Genomic DNA, 15602 nt, shown 5'->3' with positions numbered 1-15602 from the left:
GCGGACGCCGGCGCCTTGACCGCAGCTCGCGGGCGCGACTATAAGCTTCGGATTCGTCCGCGCGAGTCTCCCGACGATGCCCCGTGTCATTCCTCCCTTCGTCGTGCGCAAGCACGATCCCGGGCGCCAGCGCCGCGAATGGCTGCTGCTCGCAGTCGCGTGGCTCGGTTCCCTGCTGGTCGTCGCCGCGATCGCCTCGGGTCTGGCCAGCGGCCTGCGCAAGGAGAACAGCCGCGCCGTGCTGGCCGCGGCCGAGGCGCAGAACGAGGAGCTGAAGAAGCACGTCGCGGTGCTCGAGCGTTCCGAGCAGGTCGCGCGCGAGGCGCTCACCGACGTGCAGCGCACCTTGCGCGAGCGCGACGAGGAGATCGACGCGCTGCGCGCCGACCTGGCCTTCTATGGCCGCCTCGTCGGCGGCTCCAAGCGCGAGGGCCTGGCCGTGCACGCGCTGTCCATGAAGCCGGTCGGCGACGGCGGCGGCGCGTGGAACTTCAGCGCGACCCTGACGCAGAACTTCAAGCGCGGCCAGGACATCAAGGGCCGCCTGACGCTGTCGATCGAGGGCGTGCGCGACGGCAAGCTCGCCGCGCTCGACTGGAGCGCGCTGGGACAGGGCCTGGACAACGCCGGAATCGAGTACGGCTTCAAGTATTTCCAGCAGGTGAACGGTACCATCATGCTCCCGCCGGGGTTCGCGCCCAATCGCGTGAAGGTGCGGGCCGACGGCGACGGCGGTCGCGTCGAGCAGGAATTCGAGTGGAAGGATGCCGTCAATGGCGAGGCTGAGGGGAAAGACGATGTTCGGCAGTAGCGGCAAGAGCAACGGCAAGCAGTCGATCGCGGCGATCAGCACGCTGATCGCCGAGGGCACCACGATCCGCGGCGACGTGCAGTTCGGCGGCGGCCTGCACCTGGAAGGCGTCATCGACGGCTCCGTTTCGGCCGAAGGCGCCGACTCGGTACTCACGCTGAGCGACAAGGGCCGCGTCAACGGCGAGGTGCGCGTCGCCAACGCGGTCATCAACGGCACGGTCAACGGCGACATCTTCGTCGGCGAGCGTCTCGAACTGGCCGGCAACGCGCGCATCGAAGGCAACGTGCACTACAAGCTGCTGGAGATGGCGGCCGGCGCGCAGATCAACGGCAAGATGCTGTACCAGAGCGAACCGCCGCGCCGCCTGCCGGCGCCGGAGCTGAGCGGCGTGGTCGCCGAAGGCCTGACTTGAAATGAAGCGCCTCCGGCGCGATCTTGAGCGGGTCCCCGCGGGCCTGCCGACATGACCGAAACCACCACGCCCAGCTACCTCGACGCCGACGCCGCGCCGCTCGTGTTCACCCACGCCGCGGCCGGCAAGGTGCGCGAGCTGATCGCCGAGGAGGGCAATCCGGAGCTGAAGCTGCGCGTGTACATCAGCGGCGGCGGCTGCTCGGGGTTCCAGTACGGCTTCACCTTCGACGAGGCGCGCGCCGAGGACGACCTCGCCGTCGACCGCGACGGGGTGACCCTGCTGGTCGATCCGCTGAGCCTGCAGTACCTCGCCGGTGCCGAGATCGACTATTCCGAATCGCTGACCGGCGCGCAGTTCGTGATCCGCAATCCGAACGCGAAGACGACCTGCGGTTGCGGTTCGTCCTTCACCGTCTGACCCGGCGCCCGTGAGCGACCGCGTCAACGTTTTCGCCGGCCATCCGCTGGAACGCAACGCCGAGTCGCGCGACGACGCCGAATGGGGCGCCGCGCAGCTCGCCGACGCGCGCGCGCGCTTCGTGCTGGTCGCCGACGACGGCCGCGCCCTGGCAACGGCCGCGCGCGACGGGCTGCGGCTGCTGGACGCCGCCGAACGCAGGGCGTTCGCAGCGGAGGCCATACCGACCTATCTCGGCGCCGACGTCGGCGGCCCGCTGTTCTCGCTGGAACTGGACGCGGCGACCGCTGCCGGCGTGGCCGCCGCCCTGGCAGCGGGCTTCATCGACCTGCGCGGCGCCGGCCTGCGCCTGCCCGCGCACGACGCCGGGCTGTTCGCCTATGCACGCGCCTATGCGCACTGGCATGCGCGCACGCGCTATTGCGCGAACTGCTCGGCGCCGCTGCTTCTCGCCGCGCTCGGCCATCGCGCGCGCTGCACGAACCCGGACTGCGCGATCGAGCATTTCCCGCGCGTCGATCCGGCGATGATCGTGATCGTCAGCTTCGGCGACCGCTGCCTGCTCGGCCGGCAGGCGAGCTGGCCGGAAAACCGCTATTCGACCCTGGCCGGCTTCGTCGAACCGGGCGAGTCGCTCGAGGACGCCGTGCGCCGCGAGGTCCACGAGGAATCGGGCGTGCGCGTGGGTGCCTGCACCTACCACTCCTCGCAGCCGTGGCCGTTCCCCGCCTCGCTGATGCTCGGCTTCACCGCCGAGGCGGTCGATCCGACCATCCACCTCGGTCCGGAGCTGTGCGACGCGCGCTGGTTCGGCGTCGACGACCTCGTGCGCGAACTCGCCGAGCGGCGCCTGGTGCTGCCGCCGCGCGTGTCGGTCTCGCACGAGCTGATCGCCGACTGGCTGCGCAGCCGCAGCGGCCTGGAACTGGCCGAGCTGGCTTCCGACGAGCCCTGGCAGAAACCGCGCGACTGACCGCGCCGGTGGAAGCTGCGGCCGCGGAGGGATCGTGCGGAGCGGTCGTCATGCGCGCGCGCGACGAGTCGCCGGAATCTGGCGATCACCAACGATCGCATTAGAATGAACGCGGCGCCGCGTCGCATCGATGGCGGGCAATTTCGAGAACGCTCCATGGCAAAGACTCTGCTGGCGGTTGTGCTGGTGCTCGCGGCGGCTCATGCGCTGCCCGATCTCGCGCGCCTGCGCGATTTCTCGTGGCTCAAGCGCTGGCTGTCGCGCTGGAACGGCTCGCACGGCGCGCCGTCGCCGCTGCTGATTCCGGCCATCGTGTTCGTGCTCTGCGTGCTGGTGCAGAGCGCGCTCGCGCACGTGCTGTTCGGCCTGCCGGTGCTCGCCTTCGGCGCGCTGGTGCTGTTCTACAGCTGGGGTCCGCGCGATCTCGACGCCGACATCGAGGCGGTACTGAAGGCGCCCGACAGCGACCGGCGCCACGCCGCCGTGCAGGGCCTGCGGCCGGTGCCCGAGGCGCAGCCGCTGCCGCTGCAGTCCGCTCCGCTGGTCGAGGCCACGTTCGCCTCGGCGCTGTCGCGCTGGTTCGGCGTGCTGTTCTGGTTCGTGATCCTCGGCCCCGCCGGCGCGCTGGCCTACCGCATCGTGCAGCTGCTCGCGCGGCATCCCTCCTTCACCGTGGAAATCGACGGCGAGCGCCGCGCGCTGCTCGAGCGCACGGCGCTGGTGCTCGACTGGGCGCCGTCGCACCTGGTCGCGCTGACGCTGGCGCTGGTGACCGAGTTCGACGCCGTGATCAAGACCTGGCGCGACTACCACGCCGCGCACGGCCAGGGCTATTTCACGCTCGACCTCGGCTTCCTCGGCGTGCTGGCGCGCGCCGGCATCGACGCCGACGTGGTGGCCGGCGACGGCTACGCCGCCGACGTCGACAATCCGCTGGTGGAACTCGCCGATACGCGCACCGTGCTGCGCCGCATCCTCTACGTCTGGGTGGCGCTGATCGCGCTGTGCGTGATCGCCGGCTGGGCGACCTGACGGACACGCGTCGCGGTCAGGGCGTCGACGACGAACACTTCGCTCGTGCGGCGGCTTCCCCGCTGCGCAGGCGCGGCGAGATCGGCGCACAGGCGCAAGTTCCGGCGCATGGCCTGCCGGCGGTGCTCAGGCCTGATCGCCGCGCAGCGCGCGCACCTTCGCTTCGAGCACGGCCGCGCTGGCCTGCGCCGCCGGCAGCGGCTCGTCGAAGGCGATGCCGATGCGCGACCAGAACCGTCGCGGCAGCCGCGAGCGGCCGAGCGCGGAATCGCGCCGGCTGAACACCGAACCCCACAGGCCGCGCAGCGCGATCGGCACCACCGGCACCGGCCGGCGCGCGAGGATGTGCTCGACGCCGGGGCGGAACGGCGCGATCTCGCCGTCGCGCGTCAGGCCGCCTTCGGGGAAGATGCACACCAGTTCGCCGTCGGCGAGCGCGCGGTCGACCTCGTCGAAGGCGCGCTCGAGCAGTTCGGCGTCTTCCTTCGCGCCGGCGATCGGGATCGCCTTGGCCGTGCGGAAGATGAAGTTCAGCAGCGGGATGCGGAAGATCTTGTAGTACATCACGAAGCGGATCGGCCGCCGCACGATGCCCATGACGATCAGCGGGTCCATGAAGCTGACGTGGTTGCAGACCAGCAGCGCCGGGCCCTCCTCGGGCACGCGCGCGGCGCCGTCGGCCTCGATGCGGTATAGCGTCTTGACGAGGACCCACGACAGGAACCGCATCAGGAATTCGGGCACCAGCGTGTAGATGTAGATCGCGACCGCCGCATTCAGCAGCGCGACGGTGAGGAAGATCTGCGGGATCGAGAAGCCGAGCGCAGTGAGGCCGAGGCCGAGGCCAGCCGCGAGCACCATGAACAGCGCGTTCAAGATGTTGTTGCCGGCGATCACCCGCGACAGTTCGCTGCGCTCGCTGCGGCTCTGCACCAGCGCGAACAGCGGCACGATGAACAGGCCGGCGAATGCGCCGATCAGCACCAGGTCGAGCACGATGCGCCAGTGCCCCGGCGCGAGCAGGAACGCGCCGAGGCCGAGGCCGTTCACGGCGGCGGGCAGCGGCCGCGCGAAATACAGATCGAGCGCGAACACGGTCATGCCGATCGAGCCGAACGGCACCAGCCCGATCTCGACCTTGTGGCCGGACAGCCGTTCGCACAGCAGCGAGCCGACGCCGACGCCGATCGAGAACAGCGCCAGCGTCAGGTTCAGCACGCTCTCGCCGCCGCCGAGGAAGACCTGCGTGTAGGCCGGCAGCTGCGAGGTGAACACGGTGCCGAAGAACCAGAACCAGGAGATGCCGAGCACCGAATTGAAGATCGTGCGGTTCGCGCCGATGTAGCGCATCGTGCGCACGGTCTCGCCGGCGGCGTTGTAGTTGAACTTCAGGTCCGGCGCGGTCGCCGGCGCCGGCGGGATCGCGCGGCTGGTGAGATAGCCGGCCACCGCGATCGCGACCACCAGGACCGAGGCGGCGGTGGTGCCGAAGTCGCCGAGCGCCATCAGCGCGCCGCCGGCCATCATGCCGAGCAGCACGGCGATCGAGGTGCCCATCTCGACCAGGCCGTTGCCGCCGACCAGTTCCTCGGACTTCAGCGCCTGCGGCAGGATCGCGTACTTGATCGGCCCGAACGCGGTCGAATGCAGCCCCATCAGGAACAGCACGACGAACAGCAGCCAGACCTGGTGCGCGTGGAACGCGTACACCGCCAGCAGCATCGCGCCGATCTCGAACAGCTTGATGTAGCGGATCAGGCGCGTCTTCTCGAACTTCTCGGCGATCTGGCCGGCGCTGGCGGAGAACAGGAAGAACGGCAGGATGAAGATCGCCGGCGCGATCATCGCGTAGGTGCCGGCCTTCTCCACCGACAGGCCGAGATGGAAGCCGATCAGCACGATCATCGCCTGGCGGAAGGCGTTGTCGTTGAACGCGCCGAGCGCCTGCGTGGCGAAGAACGGCGCGAAACGGCGCGTGCGCAGCAGATCGAACTGGTTGGAGCCGCTCATGGCGCGCCGATTCCCGGGAAGTGGCGCGAATCTAGCAGGACGTCGCATGAGTTGGCGACGCGGAGGCGGCGAACTTTGCGCGTCGGTGCCGGTCCGCCGCGCGCGCCGCGGCGAGCAGGTAAACTGCGCGGCTTGTTCCTCCATGGCCGCGTCGCCGCGGTATCCGCCGATGTCCCCAAGCCCGCTGTCCAAGATCGTTCTCGCCGTCGGCCTCGCGCTCGCGGCGCCGCTGCTGCACGCCGAAGACGCGCTGCTCAAGCCCGTGCCGGTGCCGGACCTGACCAAGCTGCCCGCGCCGAAGGCCGAGGCGCTGCGCAAGGAGCGCGAGGAGTTCGACCGCGTGCGCGCCACGCTCGCCGGCGACCGGCTCGCCGAGGCCTACGCGCTGCTGGCGACGGTCTATTCGCGCAACGAGCTCAACGCCGCCGCCACGGTGGCGATCGAGGACGCGGTCCTGCTCGCCCCCAAGGACGGACGCTGGCGCTACCTGCAAGGCATCATCTCGCTCAACGACCGCAACGCGCTCGGCGCGAAGACCTCGTTCGAGAACGCCTTCGCGCTCGACCAGAACTACCTGCCGATCCGCACCGCCGCGGCCAACCAGCGCATCGCCGCCGGCGATCTCGACGGCGCGCGCAAGATGCTCGAGGAATACACCGCCAAGAAGCAGGACGAGGCGGTGCCGTACGCGATGCTCGGCGACATCGCGCTGCGGCAGAAGCGCTACCGCGACGCGATCGACCAGCTCGATCGCGCGCTCAAGCTCGCTCCCGACGCGAACAAGCTCTACGCGCAGCTGGCCGACGCCCATGCCGGCGCGGGCGACGCCAAGGCCGCCGCGGAGGCCCGCGCCAAGGCCGGAAACAATACCCCGTCGCTGTACGACCCGCTCGGCAGCGGGCTGTTCGGCCGCAACGCGGCCAAGGCTCCGCCGGCCGCACCGACCGCGCCGCAGAAGCCGGTCGATCCGAAGGCGCAGGCGATGAACGAGGCGATCGTGCAGTCCGGCCAGCGTCAGTACGCCGCCGCGCGCGCGAGCCTGGACAAGGCGCTCAAGATCGCCCCGAACGATGTCGCGGTGCTGTCGCTGTACGCGCGCATCGAGGCGATTTCCGGAAACATCCCTGCGGCCGAATCGCGTGCCGCGGCGGCGATCGCGGCCGACGGCAAGAATGCCGTCGCGCGCTTCAGCCAGGGCGCCGTGCGCGAAGTCGCCGGCGACGACGCCGGCGCGCAGCGCGGCTACGAGGACGCGATCCGGCTCGATCCGAAGCAGATCGGCGCGCGCGTCTCGCTCGGCAACCTGCTGCTGCGCAACGCCCGCTACGACGGCGCGATCGAGCAGTACCGCAAGGTGACCGAGCTGAGCGGCGACGGCGACGCGCTGGCGCGGCTGGTGGCGGCGGAAGTCGCGGCCGGGCGCTGCGCCGCCGGCCTCAAGGACGTCAACGGCGCGCTCGCCAAGAGCGCCAACGATCCATATCTGCTGCAGCTGTTCGTGCGCCTGGCCAGCACCTGTTCGGCCGCCAGCGCCGACGAGAAGCGCATGGCGCTGGACTACGCCGGCAAGATCTATCGCGGCAGCGAGTCGGCGCAGGTGGGCGAGGCCTACGCGCTCGCGCTGGCCGCAAACGGCAAGTGGGACGACGCGGTGAAGACGCAGCAGGGCGCGATGTTCCTGGTCCTGCGCGGCGGCGGGCAGGCCGAGCTCGCTCCGTTCCGCGAGGTCCTGCAGCAGCTGCAGGCGAAGAAACTGCCGGACCGGCCGTGGCCGGCCAGTTCCAGCATCTACCGTCCGGCGCGGCTGGAGCCCGACCGCGGTCCGCCGCTGTCGGCCACGCCCGCCGCCGCGCCGCCGAAGAAGCCCTGACGGCGGCGTTCGCGCCGTCAGCCGCGGCGCAGCGCGCGGTGGCCGATGTCGCGGCGGTGGAAGGCGCCGTCGAAGGTGATCGCACGCGCCGCCGCATAGGCGCGTTCGCGCGCCGATTCGATGTCCTGGCCCAGCGCGCAGACGGTCAGCACGCGGCCGCCGGCGGTGACCACGCGGCCGGCCGCGTCGAGGCGCGTGCCGGCATGGAACACCTTGCTGTCGTCGCCGGCCGGTGAATCCAGTCCGGCGATCGCGTCGCCGCTGCGCACCTTGCCGGGATAGCCGGCAGCGGCGACCACGACGCCGAGCGCGGGGCGCGGATCCCATTGCGCCGTGAGCGCGTCCAGGCGGCCGTCCAGCGCGGCCTCGGCCAGCTCGACCAGGTCGGATTTCAGGCGTAGCAGGATCGGCTGCGTTTCCGGATCGCCCAGACGCGCATTGAACTCGATGACCTTCGGCGCGCCGCTGCGGTCGATCATCAGCCCGACGTACAGGAAGCCGGTGAACGGCGCGCCTTCGGCGGCCATGCCGGCGATGGTCGGACGCACGATCTCGTCGAGGATGCGCCGCTCGACGTCCGGCGTGACCACCGGCGCCGGCGAGTACGCGCCCATGCCGCCGGTGTTCGGGCCGAGATCGCCCTCGTCGCGGCGCTTGTGGTCCTGGCTGGTCGCCAGCGGCAGCACGTGCGCGCCGTCGCTCATGACGATGTAGCTGGCTTCCTCGCCGTCGAGGAATTCCTCCACCACGACACGCGCCGAGGCGTCGCCGAACGCGTGCGCGCCGAGCATGTCGCGCAGCGCCTGCTCGGCGTCGGCCAGGGTCAGCGCGACCACCACGCCCTTGCCGGCGGCGAGGCCGTCGGCCTTGATCACGATCGGCGCGCCGCGCTCGCGCACATGCGCCAGCGCGCGATCCAGCTCGGTGAACACCGCGTAGTGCGCGGTCGGGATGTTGTGCCGGGCGAGGAAGTCCTTGGCGAACGCCTTGGAGCTTTCCAGCTGCGCGGCGATGCGCGTCGGCCCGAAGCAGGGCAGGCCGCCGGCGCGGAAGCGGTCGACCACGCCGGCGGCGAGCGCCGCCTCCGGACCGACCACGGTGAGCGCGACGTCCTCGTCGAGCGCCAGCTCGAGCAGGCCGTCGACGTCGGTCACCGCGACGTCGGCGTTGCGCACGCCCGGTTCCGTCGCCGTGCCGGCATTGCCCGGCGCGACGATCACTTCACCGACGCGCGGCGACTGCTTCAGCTTCCAGGCCAGCGCGTGTTCGCGGCCGCCGGAACCGATGACGAGAATTTTCATAACGCGATTCCTGCGGTCAATGCCCCCTGAGTCAGGGGGCGATTCGCGCCAGAGGCGCGAATGGGGGTGTGGAAGAGCAAGGCCGGGGCCCAAAGTTTGCCATGCGAACTTTGGGGTTGATGCCGCGTAGCGGCGTCAATGCCCCCTTGAGTCAGGGGGCGATTCGCGCCAAAGGCGCGAATGGGGGTGTGGAAGAGCAAGGCCGGGGCCCAAAGTTTGCCATGCGAACTTTGGGATTGATGCCGCGTAGCGGCCTCAATGCCGGAAGTGGCGAACGCCCGTGAACACCATCGCCATGCCGTGCTCGTCGGCGGCGGCGATCACTTCGGCGTCGCGCATCGAGCCTCCGGGCTGGATTACGGCGCGGATGCCGGCTTCGGCGGCGGCGTCGATGCCGTCGCGGAACGGGAAGAACGCATCGGACGCCATCACGCTGCCGGGCACTTCGAGCTTGGCCTCGGCCGCCTTCAGCGCGGCGATCTTGGCGCTGATCACGCGGCTCATCTGGCCGGCGCCGACGCCGATCGTGCGGCCGCCGCGCGCGTAGACGATCGCATTGGACTTCACGTACATCGCCACGTGCCAGGCGAACAGCAGGTCGTGCAGCTCGGCAGCGTCCGGCGTGCGCCTGGAGACGACCTTCAGGTCCGACAGCAGCAGCGTGTCGCGATCGGCGTCCTGCACCAGCAGGCCGCCGGCGATGCGCTTGTAGTCCTGCGCGTGCGGCGGCAGCTCGCTCCAGTCGCCGGTCTCCAGCACGCGCACGTTCGGCTTGGCCGCGATCGCCGCGATCGCGTCCTCGTCGAAGGACGGCGCGACCACCACCTCGACGAACTGGCGCGCGACGATCGTCTTCGCGGTGGCCGCGTCGAGGCGGCCGTTGAACGCGATGATGCCGCCGAACGCGGACACCGGATCGGTCGCGTAGGCGTGCTCGTAGGCTTCGGCGAGGTTTGCGCCGAGCGCGACGCCGCAGGGGTTGGCGTGCTTGACGATGACGCAGGCCGGCGTCTTGCGGAACGCCTTCACGCATTCGAGCGCGGCGTCGGCGTCGGCGATGTTGTTGTAGGACAGTTCCTTGCCGGCCAGCACGCGCGCGCCGGCGACGGTGCCCGGCGGCGGATCCTGCTCGACGTAGAGCGCGGCGCCCTGGTGCGGGTTCTCGCCGTAGCGCAGCGTCTGCCTGCGCTCGAAGGCCAGGCGCAGGCTCGGAGCGAACGCTTCGGGCTTGTCGGTGTCGGCGCGCGTGCCGAGCCAGTTGGCGACCAGGCCGTCGTAGCGCGAGGTGTGCGCGTAGGTCTTGGCGGCCAGCCGGCGGCGCAGCGCCAGCGAGGTGCCGCCGTGCGCGAGCGCCTCGAGCACTTCGGCGTAGTCGGCCGGATCGACGGCCACCGCCACGTGCTCGTGATTCTTCGCCGCCGCGCGCAGCATCGCCGGGCCGCCGATGTCGATGTTCTCGATGGCGTCGGCGAGCGTGCAGTCCGGCGCCGCGGTGACCTGCTCGAACGGATACAGGTTGACCACCAGCAGATCGATCGGCGGAATGCCGTGGTGCTCCATCACCGCGTCGTCGACGCCGCGCCGGCCGAGCAGTCCGCCGTGCACGCGCGGGTGCAGCGTCTTGACGCGGCCGTCCATGATCTCGGGAAAGCCGGTCAGCGTGCTGACGTCGGTCACCGGCAGCCCGGCCTCGCGCAGCGCCTTGGCGGTGCCGCCGGTCGAGAGCAGGGCGACGCCGAGGGCGTCGAGTCCGCGCGCGAGATCGGTCAGGCCGGACTTGTCGGAAACGCTGAGCAGCGCGCGCCGCGTGGGGACGAGAGTCGCATCGAACATGGCTGAGGCAGACCGCCGGGAAAAGCGGAATTGTAGCGGCGCGGCGGATTTCGCGCCTCCGGCCGGGGCCGAGGGCGCACGGGGCCGTTCAGTCGGCCAGGCCGTACTGCTGCAGCTTCTTGCGCAGGGTGGCGCGGTTGATGCCCAGGGCGGCCGCGGCGCGGCTCTGGTTGCCGCCGTACCAGGTCATGACCTCGCGCAGCAGCGGCGACTCGACTTCGCACATGACGAGCGCGTGCAGGCCTTCGCCCGGTTCGGATTCGACGTCGGAGAGATAGCGGCGTACGGCGCGCGAGACACATTCGCGCAGCGCGGGTTGCAACGAGGATTCGTGCGCGCCATCGGCGCGCTGAAGACTTGCGGCGTTCACAGCGACCAGGGCCCCTTCAGATGAAACGAACTTCCTTGAGTGGGCCGACGCGCCGATTGGGAGACACGTCGGAAGGGGATAGTAGCGCTGCCGGTGCGCCTTGGTAAGTCCTGGGAATGTGAAATCCGGTGAGGCGAGCACGCCGCGACGGCGATGCCTTTGCGTCGGCGCGGCTTGCGCGCGCTTCTTCAAGCGATCGTTGAACACGGCGCCGCGGACGGCGGTTCTACTCGAACTTGAACTCGAACGCGACCGCGTTGCGCCCCGGATCGGCGACCTCGAATACGAGCGCCGCGCTGGCGCCGGCGGCGAGCCCGCGTTCAATGCCGCGCGTGTCGCCGAGGTACTCGCGCGGCATGAAACGGCGCATCGCGATGCGCTTCTCGTCGAGGTCCGACAGGGTGATGTCGACGGTCGGATACGCCTGCGCGAAGTCCGCGTCGTTGCGCACGGTGGCGGAGACGATCAGCGCGCCTTCGACCGACGGATGCGGGCGGATGTCGCGCGACAGCAGGGTCAGTGCGGACGCGTCGCGGCGCAGCGGCAGGGTGCAGCCGAGCCGGGCGCAGGCCGCGTCGAGCCAGGGGCGCGTGCGCGCGTCGTCGAGCCAGCGCGCGCGTTCGGCCCAGGCGACCTCGCCGAGTAGGGTCAGCGCCAGCAGCGCGCAGCCGGCCAGCCAGCGCGCGGTGCGCGGCGGGCGCGCGCGCCGGCGCGCCGCGGCGAAGGCCGGCAGGGTCGAACGCTCGGCGGCGAGCGTGCGTTCGGCCGGCGCGACGAACAGCATCGCCTGCGCCGGATTGGGCCGGAACACCGGCAGGTCCAGCTGCGGCGGCAGCTCGCCGGCGGGATGCGTGTCGAGGTATTCGATCGGTTCCGGCGGCAGCTGGTCGGTCAGCGTGCGCAAGGCGTCGAAGCCGGCCGCGCAATGCCCGCAACGCACGCGCCCGCCGGCCGCGGCCAGCTCGGCGCCGCCGAGCTTGAAGATCGTCAGGCACTCGGGACATTGCACGTACATCCGGCGATTGTACGGCGCCGGCCGCGTCGTCGACGTGACCGGTGTCGGTGCGCGCGGCGGCCGCTCAGCGGCGGCGGCCGGCGATGCGCACCCAGTCCTCGCGCGTCGTCACGACGAGGTCGTCGAACCACGCGGCATAGCGCTCGACGAGTTCCTGCGCCTGCCCGGCGAGAATGCCCGACAGCGCCAGCAGGCCGCCCGGACGCACGTTCGCGGCGAAGCGCGGCGCCAGCTCGCCCAGCGGGCCGGCGAGGATGTTGGCGACGAACACCTCGGCCGGCGCGTCGGCGAATTCCTCCGGCATGAACAGCTCGAGGCGGTCGTCGACGCCGTTGCGCGCGGCGTTGTCGCGGCTCGCCTCGAGTGCCTGCGGATCGTTGTCGACGCCGGCGACGCGCGCCGCGCCGAGCTTGAGCGCGGCGATCGCGAGCACGCCGGAGCCGCAGCCGTAGTCGATCACGCTGCGGCCGGCCAGCTCGATGCCGTCCAGCCACTCCAGGCACAGCGCGGTGGTCGGATGCGTGCCGGTGCCGAAGGCGAGGCCGGGGTCGAGGCGGACGATCACCGCGTCCGCGTCGGCCGGCGGCTCGACGTTCCACGGGTAGATCCACAGGCGGCGGCCGAAGCGCATCGGGTGGAACTGGTCCATCCACACGCGCGTCCAGTCCTGGTCGGCGACCTCGCGGAAAGCGATGCGATCGGGCGCGAGGTCCGGCAGCAGGTCGGTCAGCACGTGCACCAGGCCGGCGCGATCGGCGTCGGGGTCGAACAGCGCCTGCAGCGCGATCTCGCCCCACAGCGGCGTCTGGCCGACGCCCGGCTCGAGGATCGCGCGCTCGTTCGGTGTGTCGACCTCGGCGTCGAGCAGGGTCACGCTGAGCGCGCCGACTTCTTCCAGTGCGAGTTCGACGCGTTCCTGGTCGGACGCGCGCAGCGTGAGGGAGAGTTCGAGAAAGGGCATGGGAGCTGGGGCTGAGGGCGAAGGGCTGAGGGCTCAAAAGCGGAAGGCGCGGGCGAGGGCATTGGGGACTGCCGCTTTTCAGCCCTCAGCCCCAGGCCCTCAGCCCTGCTTTTCACCCAATGCCGATCGCCTTGTCCTTCGCCTCGGCGATGCGCCGCTCGAGGTAGTGGATGTTCTGTCCGCCGGCCTGGAAGCCGCCGTCGGCCATGATGCGCTGCTGCAGCGGCACGTTGGTCTTGATGCCTTCGACGACCATCTCCGACAGCGCGATGCGCATGCGCGCGATCGCGGTGGCGCGGTCGCGGCCGTGCACGATCAGCTTGCCGATCATCGAATCGTAGTTCGGCGGGATGCGGTAGCCGTCGTAGACGTGCGTGTCCACGCGCACGCCGGGGCCACCCGGCGCCTCGAAGCGCTTGACCGTGCCGGGACTGGGCATGAACGTGTCCGGATCCTCGGCGTTGACGCGGCATTCGATCGCGTGGCCGTTCAGCACGACGTCTTCCTGGCGGATCGACAGCTTCTCGCCAGCGGCGATCAGGAGCTGTTCGCGCACGAGGTCGACGCCGGTGATCAGCTCGGTCACCGGATGCTCGACCTGGATGCGCGTGTTCATCTCGATGAAGTAGAAGCGGCCGTCCTCGTACAGGAACTCGAACGTGCCCGCGCCGCGGTAGCCGATGCGCAGGCAGGCTTCGACGCAGACCTTGCCGATCTCGGCGCGCTGCTCCGGCGTGATGCCCGGCGCGGGCGCTTCCTCGACCACCTTCTGGTGGCGGCGCTGCATCGAGCAGTCGCGCTCGCCGAGGTGGATCGCATTGCCCTGGCCGTCGGCGAGCACCTGGATCTCGACGTGGCGAGGATTCTCCAGGAACTTCTCCATGTAGACCTCGCCGTTGCCGAACGCGGCCTTGGCCTCGGACTTGGTCATCTGGATCGCGTTGGACAGGTGCGCCTCGGTGTGCACGACGCGCATGCCGCGTCCGCCGCCGCCGCCGGCGGCCTTGATGATGACCGGGTAGCCGATCTCGCGCGCGATCTTCGCGTTCGCGGCGATGTCCTCGCCCAGCGGTCCGCCCGAACCCGGCACGCACGGCACGCCGGCCGCCTTCATCGCGCGGATCGCCTCGACCTTGTCGCCCATCAGGCGGATCACGTCGGCGGTCGGTCCGATGAAGATGAAGCCGGACTTCTCCACGCGCTCGGCGAAGTCGGCGTTCTCCGACAGGAAGCCGTAGCCGGGATGGATCGCCTGCGCGTCGGTCACTTCCGCCGCGGCGATGATCGCCGGCACGTTCAGATAGCTCTCGGCCGCCGGCGGCGGACCGATGCAGATCGACTCGTCGGCCATGCCGACGTGCTTGAGGTTGCGGTCCGCGGTCGAGTGCACGGCGACCGTCTTGATGCCGAGCGTATGGCAGGCGCGCAGCACGCGCAGTGCGATCTCGCCGCGGTTGGCGATTACGACTTTGTCGAGCATAGGGCAGAGGGCCTAGGGCTGAGGGCCGAAGCGATGGGCCGTGAGCGATGGCGCGGGCTTTTCAGCCCTGAGCCCTCAGCCCTCGGCCCCGGTTTCATCCGATGACGAACATCGGCTCGTCGAACTCGACCGGCTGGCCGTTGTTGACGAGGATCGCCAGCACCGTGCCGCTGACGTCGGCCTCGATCTGGTTGAACATCTTCATCGCCTCGATGATGCCGAGCGTGTCGCCGGCCTTGACCGACTGGCCGATCTTCACGAACGGCGCGGCTTCCGGATTGGCCGAGGCGTAGAAGGTGCCGACCATCGGCGCCTTGACCGTGTGACCTTCCGGCAGCGACTTGCCGCCGCCGGCCGGCGCGGACGCCTCGGCGACGGGCGCGGCGGCCGGCGCCGGCGCCTCCATGCGCACGGGCGCCATCGGCGCCATCTGCGGCAGCGAGGCGACCATGCCCTTGGGCAGGCGCGAAAGGCGCACGATCTCCTCGCCTTCCTTGATTTCCAGTTCGGCGAGGTTGGATTCCTCGAGCAGGTCGATCAGTTTCTTAATCTTGCGCAGATCCATGGAGAACCTCTGAGGTTCGGAACGATGATGTTCTGAGGCCGGCTGTGTCAGCCGGCGTGATCCAGCCGTTGCGCCGCCGCGGCGAGGGCGAGGCCGTAACCGATCGGGCCGAGGCCGCAGATCACGCCGACGGCGATGTCGGAAAGATAGCTGTGGCGGCGGAACGCTTCGCGTGCGTGCACGTTCGACAGGTGCACCTCGATGAACGGGATCGCCACCGCCGCGAGCGCGTCGCGCAGGGCGATGCTGGTGTGCGTGAACGCGCCCGGGTTGATCAGGATGAAGCCGGTGCCGTCGGTGCGGGCGCGCTGCACGCGCTCGACCAGCTCGTGCTCGGCATTGGACTGGAAATGCTCCAGCGCGTGCCCGGCGGCGGCGGCGCGTGCGACGAGGTCCGCGTCGATCTCGGCCAGCGTCGTGCGGCCGTAGACCTCCGGCTCGCGCGTGCCGAGCAGGTTGAGGTTGGGGCCGTGCAGGACCAGGATCTTCGCCACGGGCGCGTCCGCCGAAAACGGGCCGCTAGTCTGGAGGACGTCCGGCAATCTG

15 protein-coding genes are annotated in these 15602 nt (G+C 70.5%); 6 read left to right on the top strand and 9 right to left on the bottom strand.

Annotation, left to right across the window (positions count from 1 at the left end; all coding sequences use genetic code 11):
- The first annotated feature begins 76 nt into the window (after positions 1-76).
- The 5 genes from ACFO6Q_RS11240 to ACFO6Q_RS11220 all read left to right on the top strand — a co-directional run bounded on the left by ACFO6Q_RS11240 (position 77) and on the right by ACFO6Q_RS11220 (position 3651).
- Positions 77-811 carry a DUF6776 family protein gene (locus ACFO6Q_RS11240; protein ID WP_380021027.1) on the top strand — a complete coding sequence of 245 codons (735 nt, stop codon included), beginning with the start codon at positions 77-79 and terminating at the stop codon, positions 809-811.
- Complete coding sequence (locus tag ACFO6Q_RS11235) at positions 798-1226, top strand: bactofilin family protein (RefSeq protein WP_380021025.1); 429 nt, start codon at positions 798-800, stop codon at positions 1224-1226. Before ACFO6Q_RS11240 ends, ACFO6Q_RS11235 begins: the two co-directional genes overlap by 14 nt.
- Positions 1227-1277: 51 nt before the next feature.
- Complete coding sequence (gene erpA, locus ACFO6Q_RS11230; RefSeq protein ID WP_380021023.1) at positions 1278-1646, top strand: iron-sulfur cluster insertion protein ErpA; 369 nt, start codon at positions 1278-1280, stop codon at positions 1644-1646.
- 10 nt (positions 1647-1656) lie between these two features.
- Positions 1657-2619 carry an NAD(+) diphosphatase gene (gene nudC, locus ACFO6Q_RS11225; RefSeq protein ID WP_380021021.1) on the top strand — a complete coding sequence of 321 codons (963 nt, stop codon included), beginning with the start codon at positions 1657-1659 and terminating at the stop codon, positions 2617-2619.
- A gap of 156 nt (positions 2620-2775) precedes the next feature.
- Positions 2776-3651, top strand: a complete 876-nt coding sequence (locus ACFO6Q_RS11220) for a beta-lactamase induction protein (protein ID WP_380021020.1) — start codon at positions 2776-2778, stop codon at positions 3649-3651.
- 126 nt (positions 3652-3777) lie between these two features.
- Here ACFO6Q_RS11220 and ACFO6Q_RS11215 read toward each other — a convergent pair whose 3' ends face one another.
- A complete protein-coding gene (locus ACFO6Q_RS11215) occupies positions 3778-5661 on the bottom strand; it encodes an MFS transporter (RefSeq protein WP_380021018.1) in 1884 nt (627 codons plus the stop codon).
- 169 nt (positions 5662-5830) lie between these two features.
- On the opposite strand from ACFO6Q_RS11215, the gene ACFO6Q_RS11210 reads away from it, so the two are divergent.
- Positions 5831-7531 (top strand): tetratricopeptide repeat protein, encoded by a 1701-nt coding sequence (locus tag ACFO6Q_RS11210; protein ID WP_380021016.1) that lies wholly within the window; start codon positions 5831-5833, stop codon positions 7529-7531.
- Between the two features lie 17 nt (positions 7532-7548).
- On the opposite strand, the gene purD is transcribed toward ACFO6Q_RS11210, so the two are convergent.
- The 8 genes from purD to aroQ form a co-directional block, all read right to left on the bottom strand.
- On the bottom strand, positions 7549-8832 hold the full coding sequence (gene purD / locus ACFO6Q_RS11205; RefSeq protein ID WP_380021014.1) for a phosphoribosylamine--glycine ligase: 1284 nt from the start codon (positions 8830-8832) through the stop codon (positions 7549-7551).
- Between the two features lie 255 nt (positions 8833-9087).
- Entirely contained in the window at positions 9088-10665 is a 1578-nt protein-coding gene (gene purH, locus ACFO6Q_RS11200) for a bifunctional phosphoribosylaminoimidazolecarboxamide formyltransferase/IMP cyclohydrolase (RefSeq protein WP_380021012.1), read from the bottom strand.
- Between the two features lie 88 nt (positions 10666-10753).
- Complete coding sequence (locus tag ACFO6Q_RS11195) at positions 10754-10987, bottom strand: helix-turn-helix domain-containing protein (RefSeq protein WP_380021010.1); 234 nt, start codon at positions 10985-10987, stop codon at positions 10754-10756.
- Between the two features lie 274 nt (positions 10988-11261).
- Complete coding sequence (locus ACFO6Q_RS11190; RefSeq protein ID WP_380021009.1) at positions 11262-12050, bottom strand: zinc-ribbon and DUF3426 domain-containing protein; 789 nt, start codon at positions 12048-12050, stop codon at positions 11262-11264.
- A 64-nt stretch (positions 12051-12114) separates the two neighbouring features.
- Entirely contained in the window at positions 12115-13011 is an 897-nt protein-coding gene (gene prmA / locus ACFO6Q_RS11185) for a 50S ribosomal protein L11 methyltransferase (protein ID WP_380021007.1), read from the bottom strand.
- 112 nt (positions 13012-13123) lie between these two features.
- On the bottom strand, positions 13124-14491 hold the full coding sequence (accC, locus tag ACFO6Q_RS11180) for an acetyl-CoA carboxylase biotin carboxylase subunit (RefSeq protein ID WP_380021005.1): 1368 nt from the start codon (positions 14489-14491) through the stop codon (positions 13124-13126).
- A gap of 94 nt (positions 14492-14585) precedes the next feature.
- Positions 14586-15056: an acetyl-CoA carboxylase biotin carboxyl carrier protein gene (accB, locus tag ACFO6Q_RS11175; protein WP_380021003.1), complete on the bottom strand. Its 471-nt coding sequence runs from the start codon at positions 15054-15056 to the stop codon at positions 14586-14588.
- 47 nt (positions 15057-15103) lie between these two features.
- Positions 15104-15550, bottom strand: coding sequence for a type II 3-dehydroquinate dehydratase (aroQ, locus tag ACFO6Q_RS11170; RefSeq protein ID WP_380021002.1), 447 nt, complete (start codon positions 15548-15550; stop codon positions 15104-15106).
- Positions 15551-15602: the final 52 nt, after the last annotated feature.

The organism is Dokdonella ginsengisoli (genome assembly GCF_042652785.1).
GTDB lineage: Bacteria > Pseudomonadota > Gammaproteobacteria > Xanthomonadales > Rhodanobacteraceae > Dokdonella_A > Dokdonella_A ginsengisoli.
This window is presented reverse-complemented; position numbering and strand designations above follow the sequence as displayed.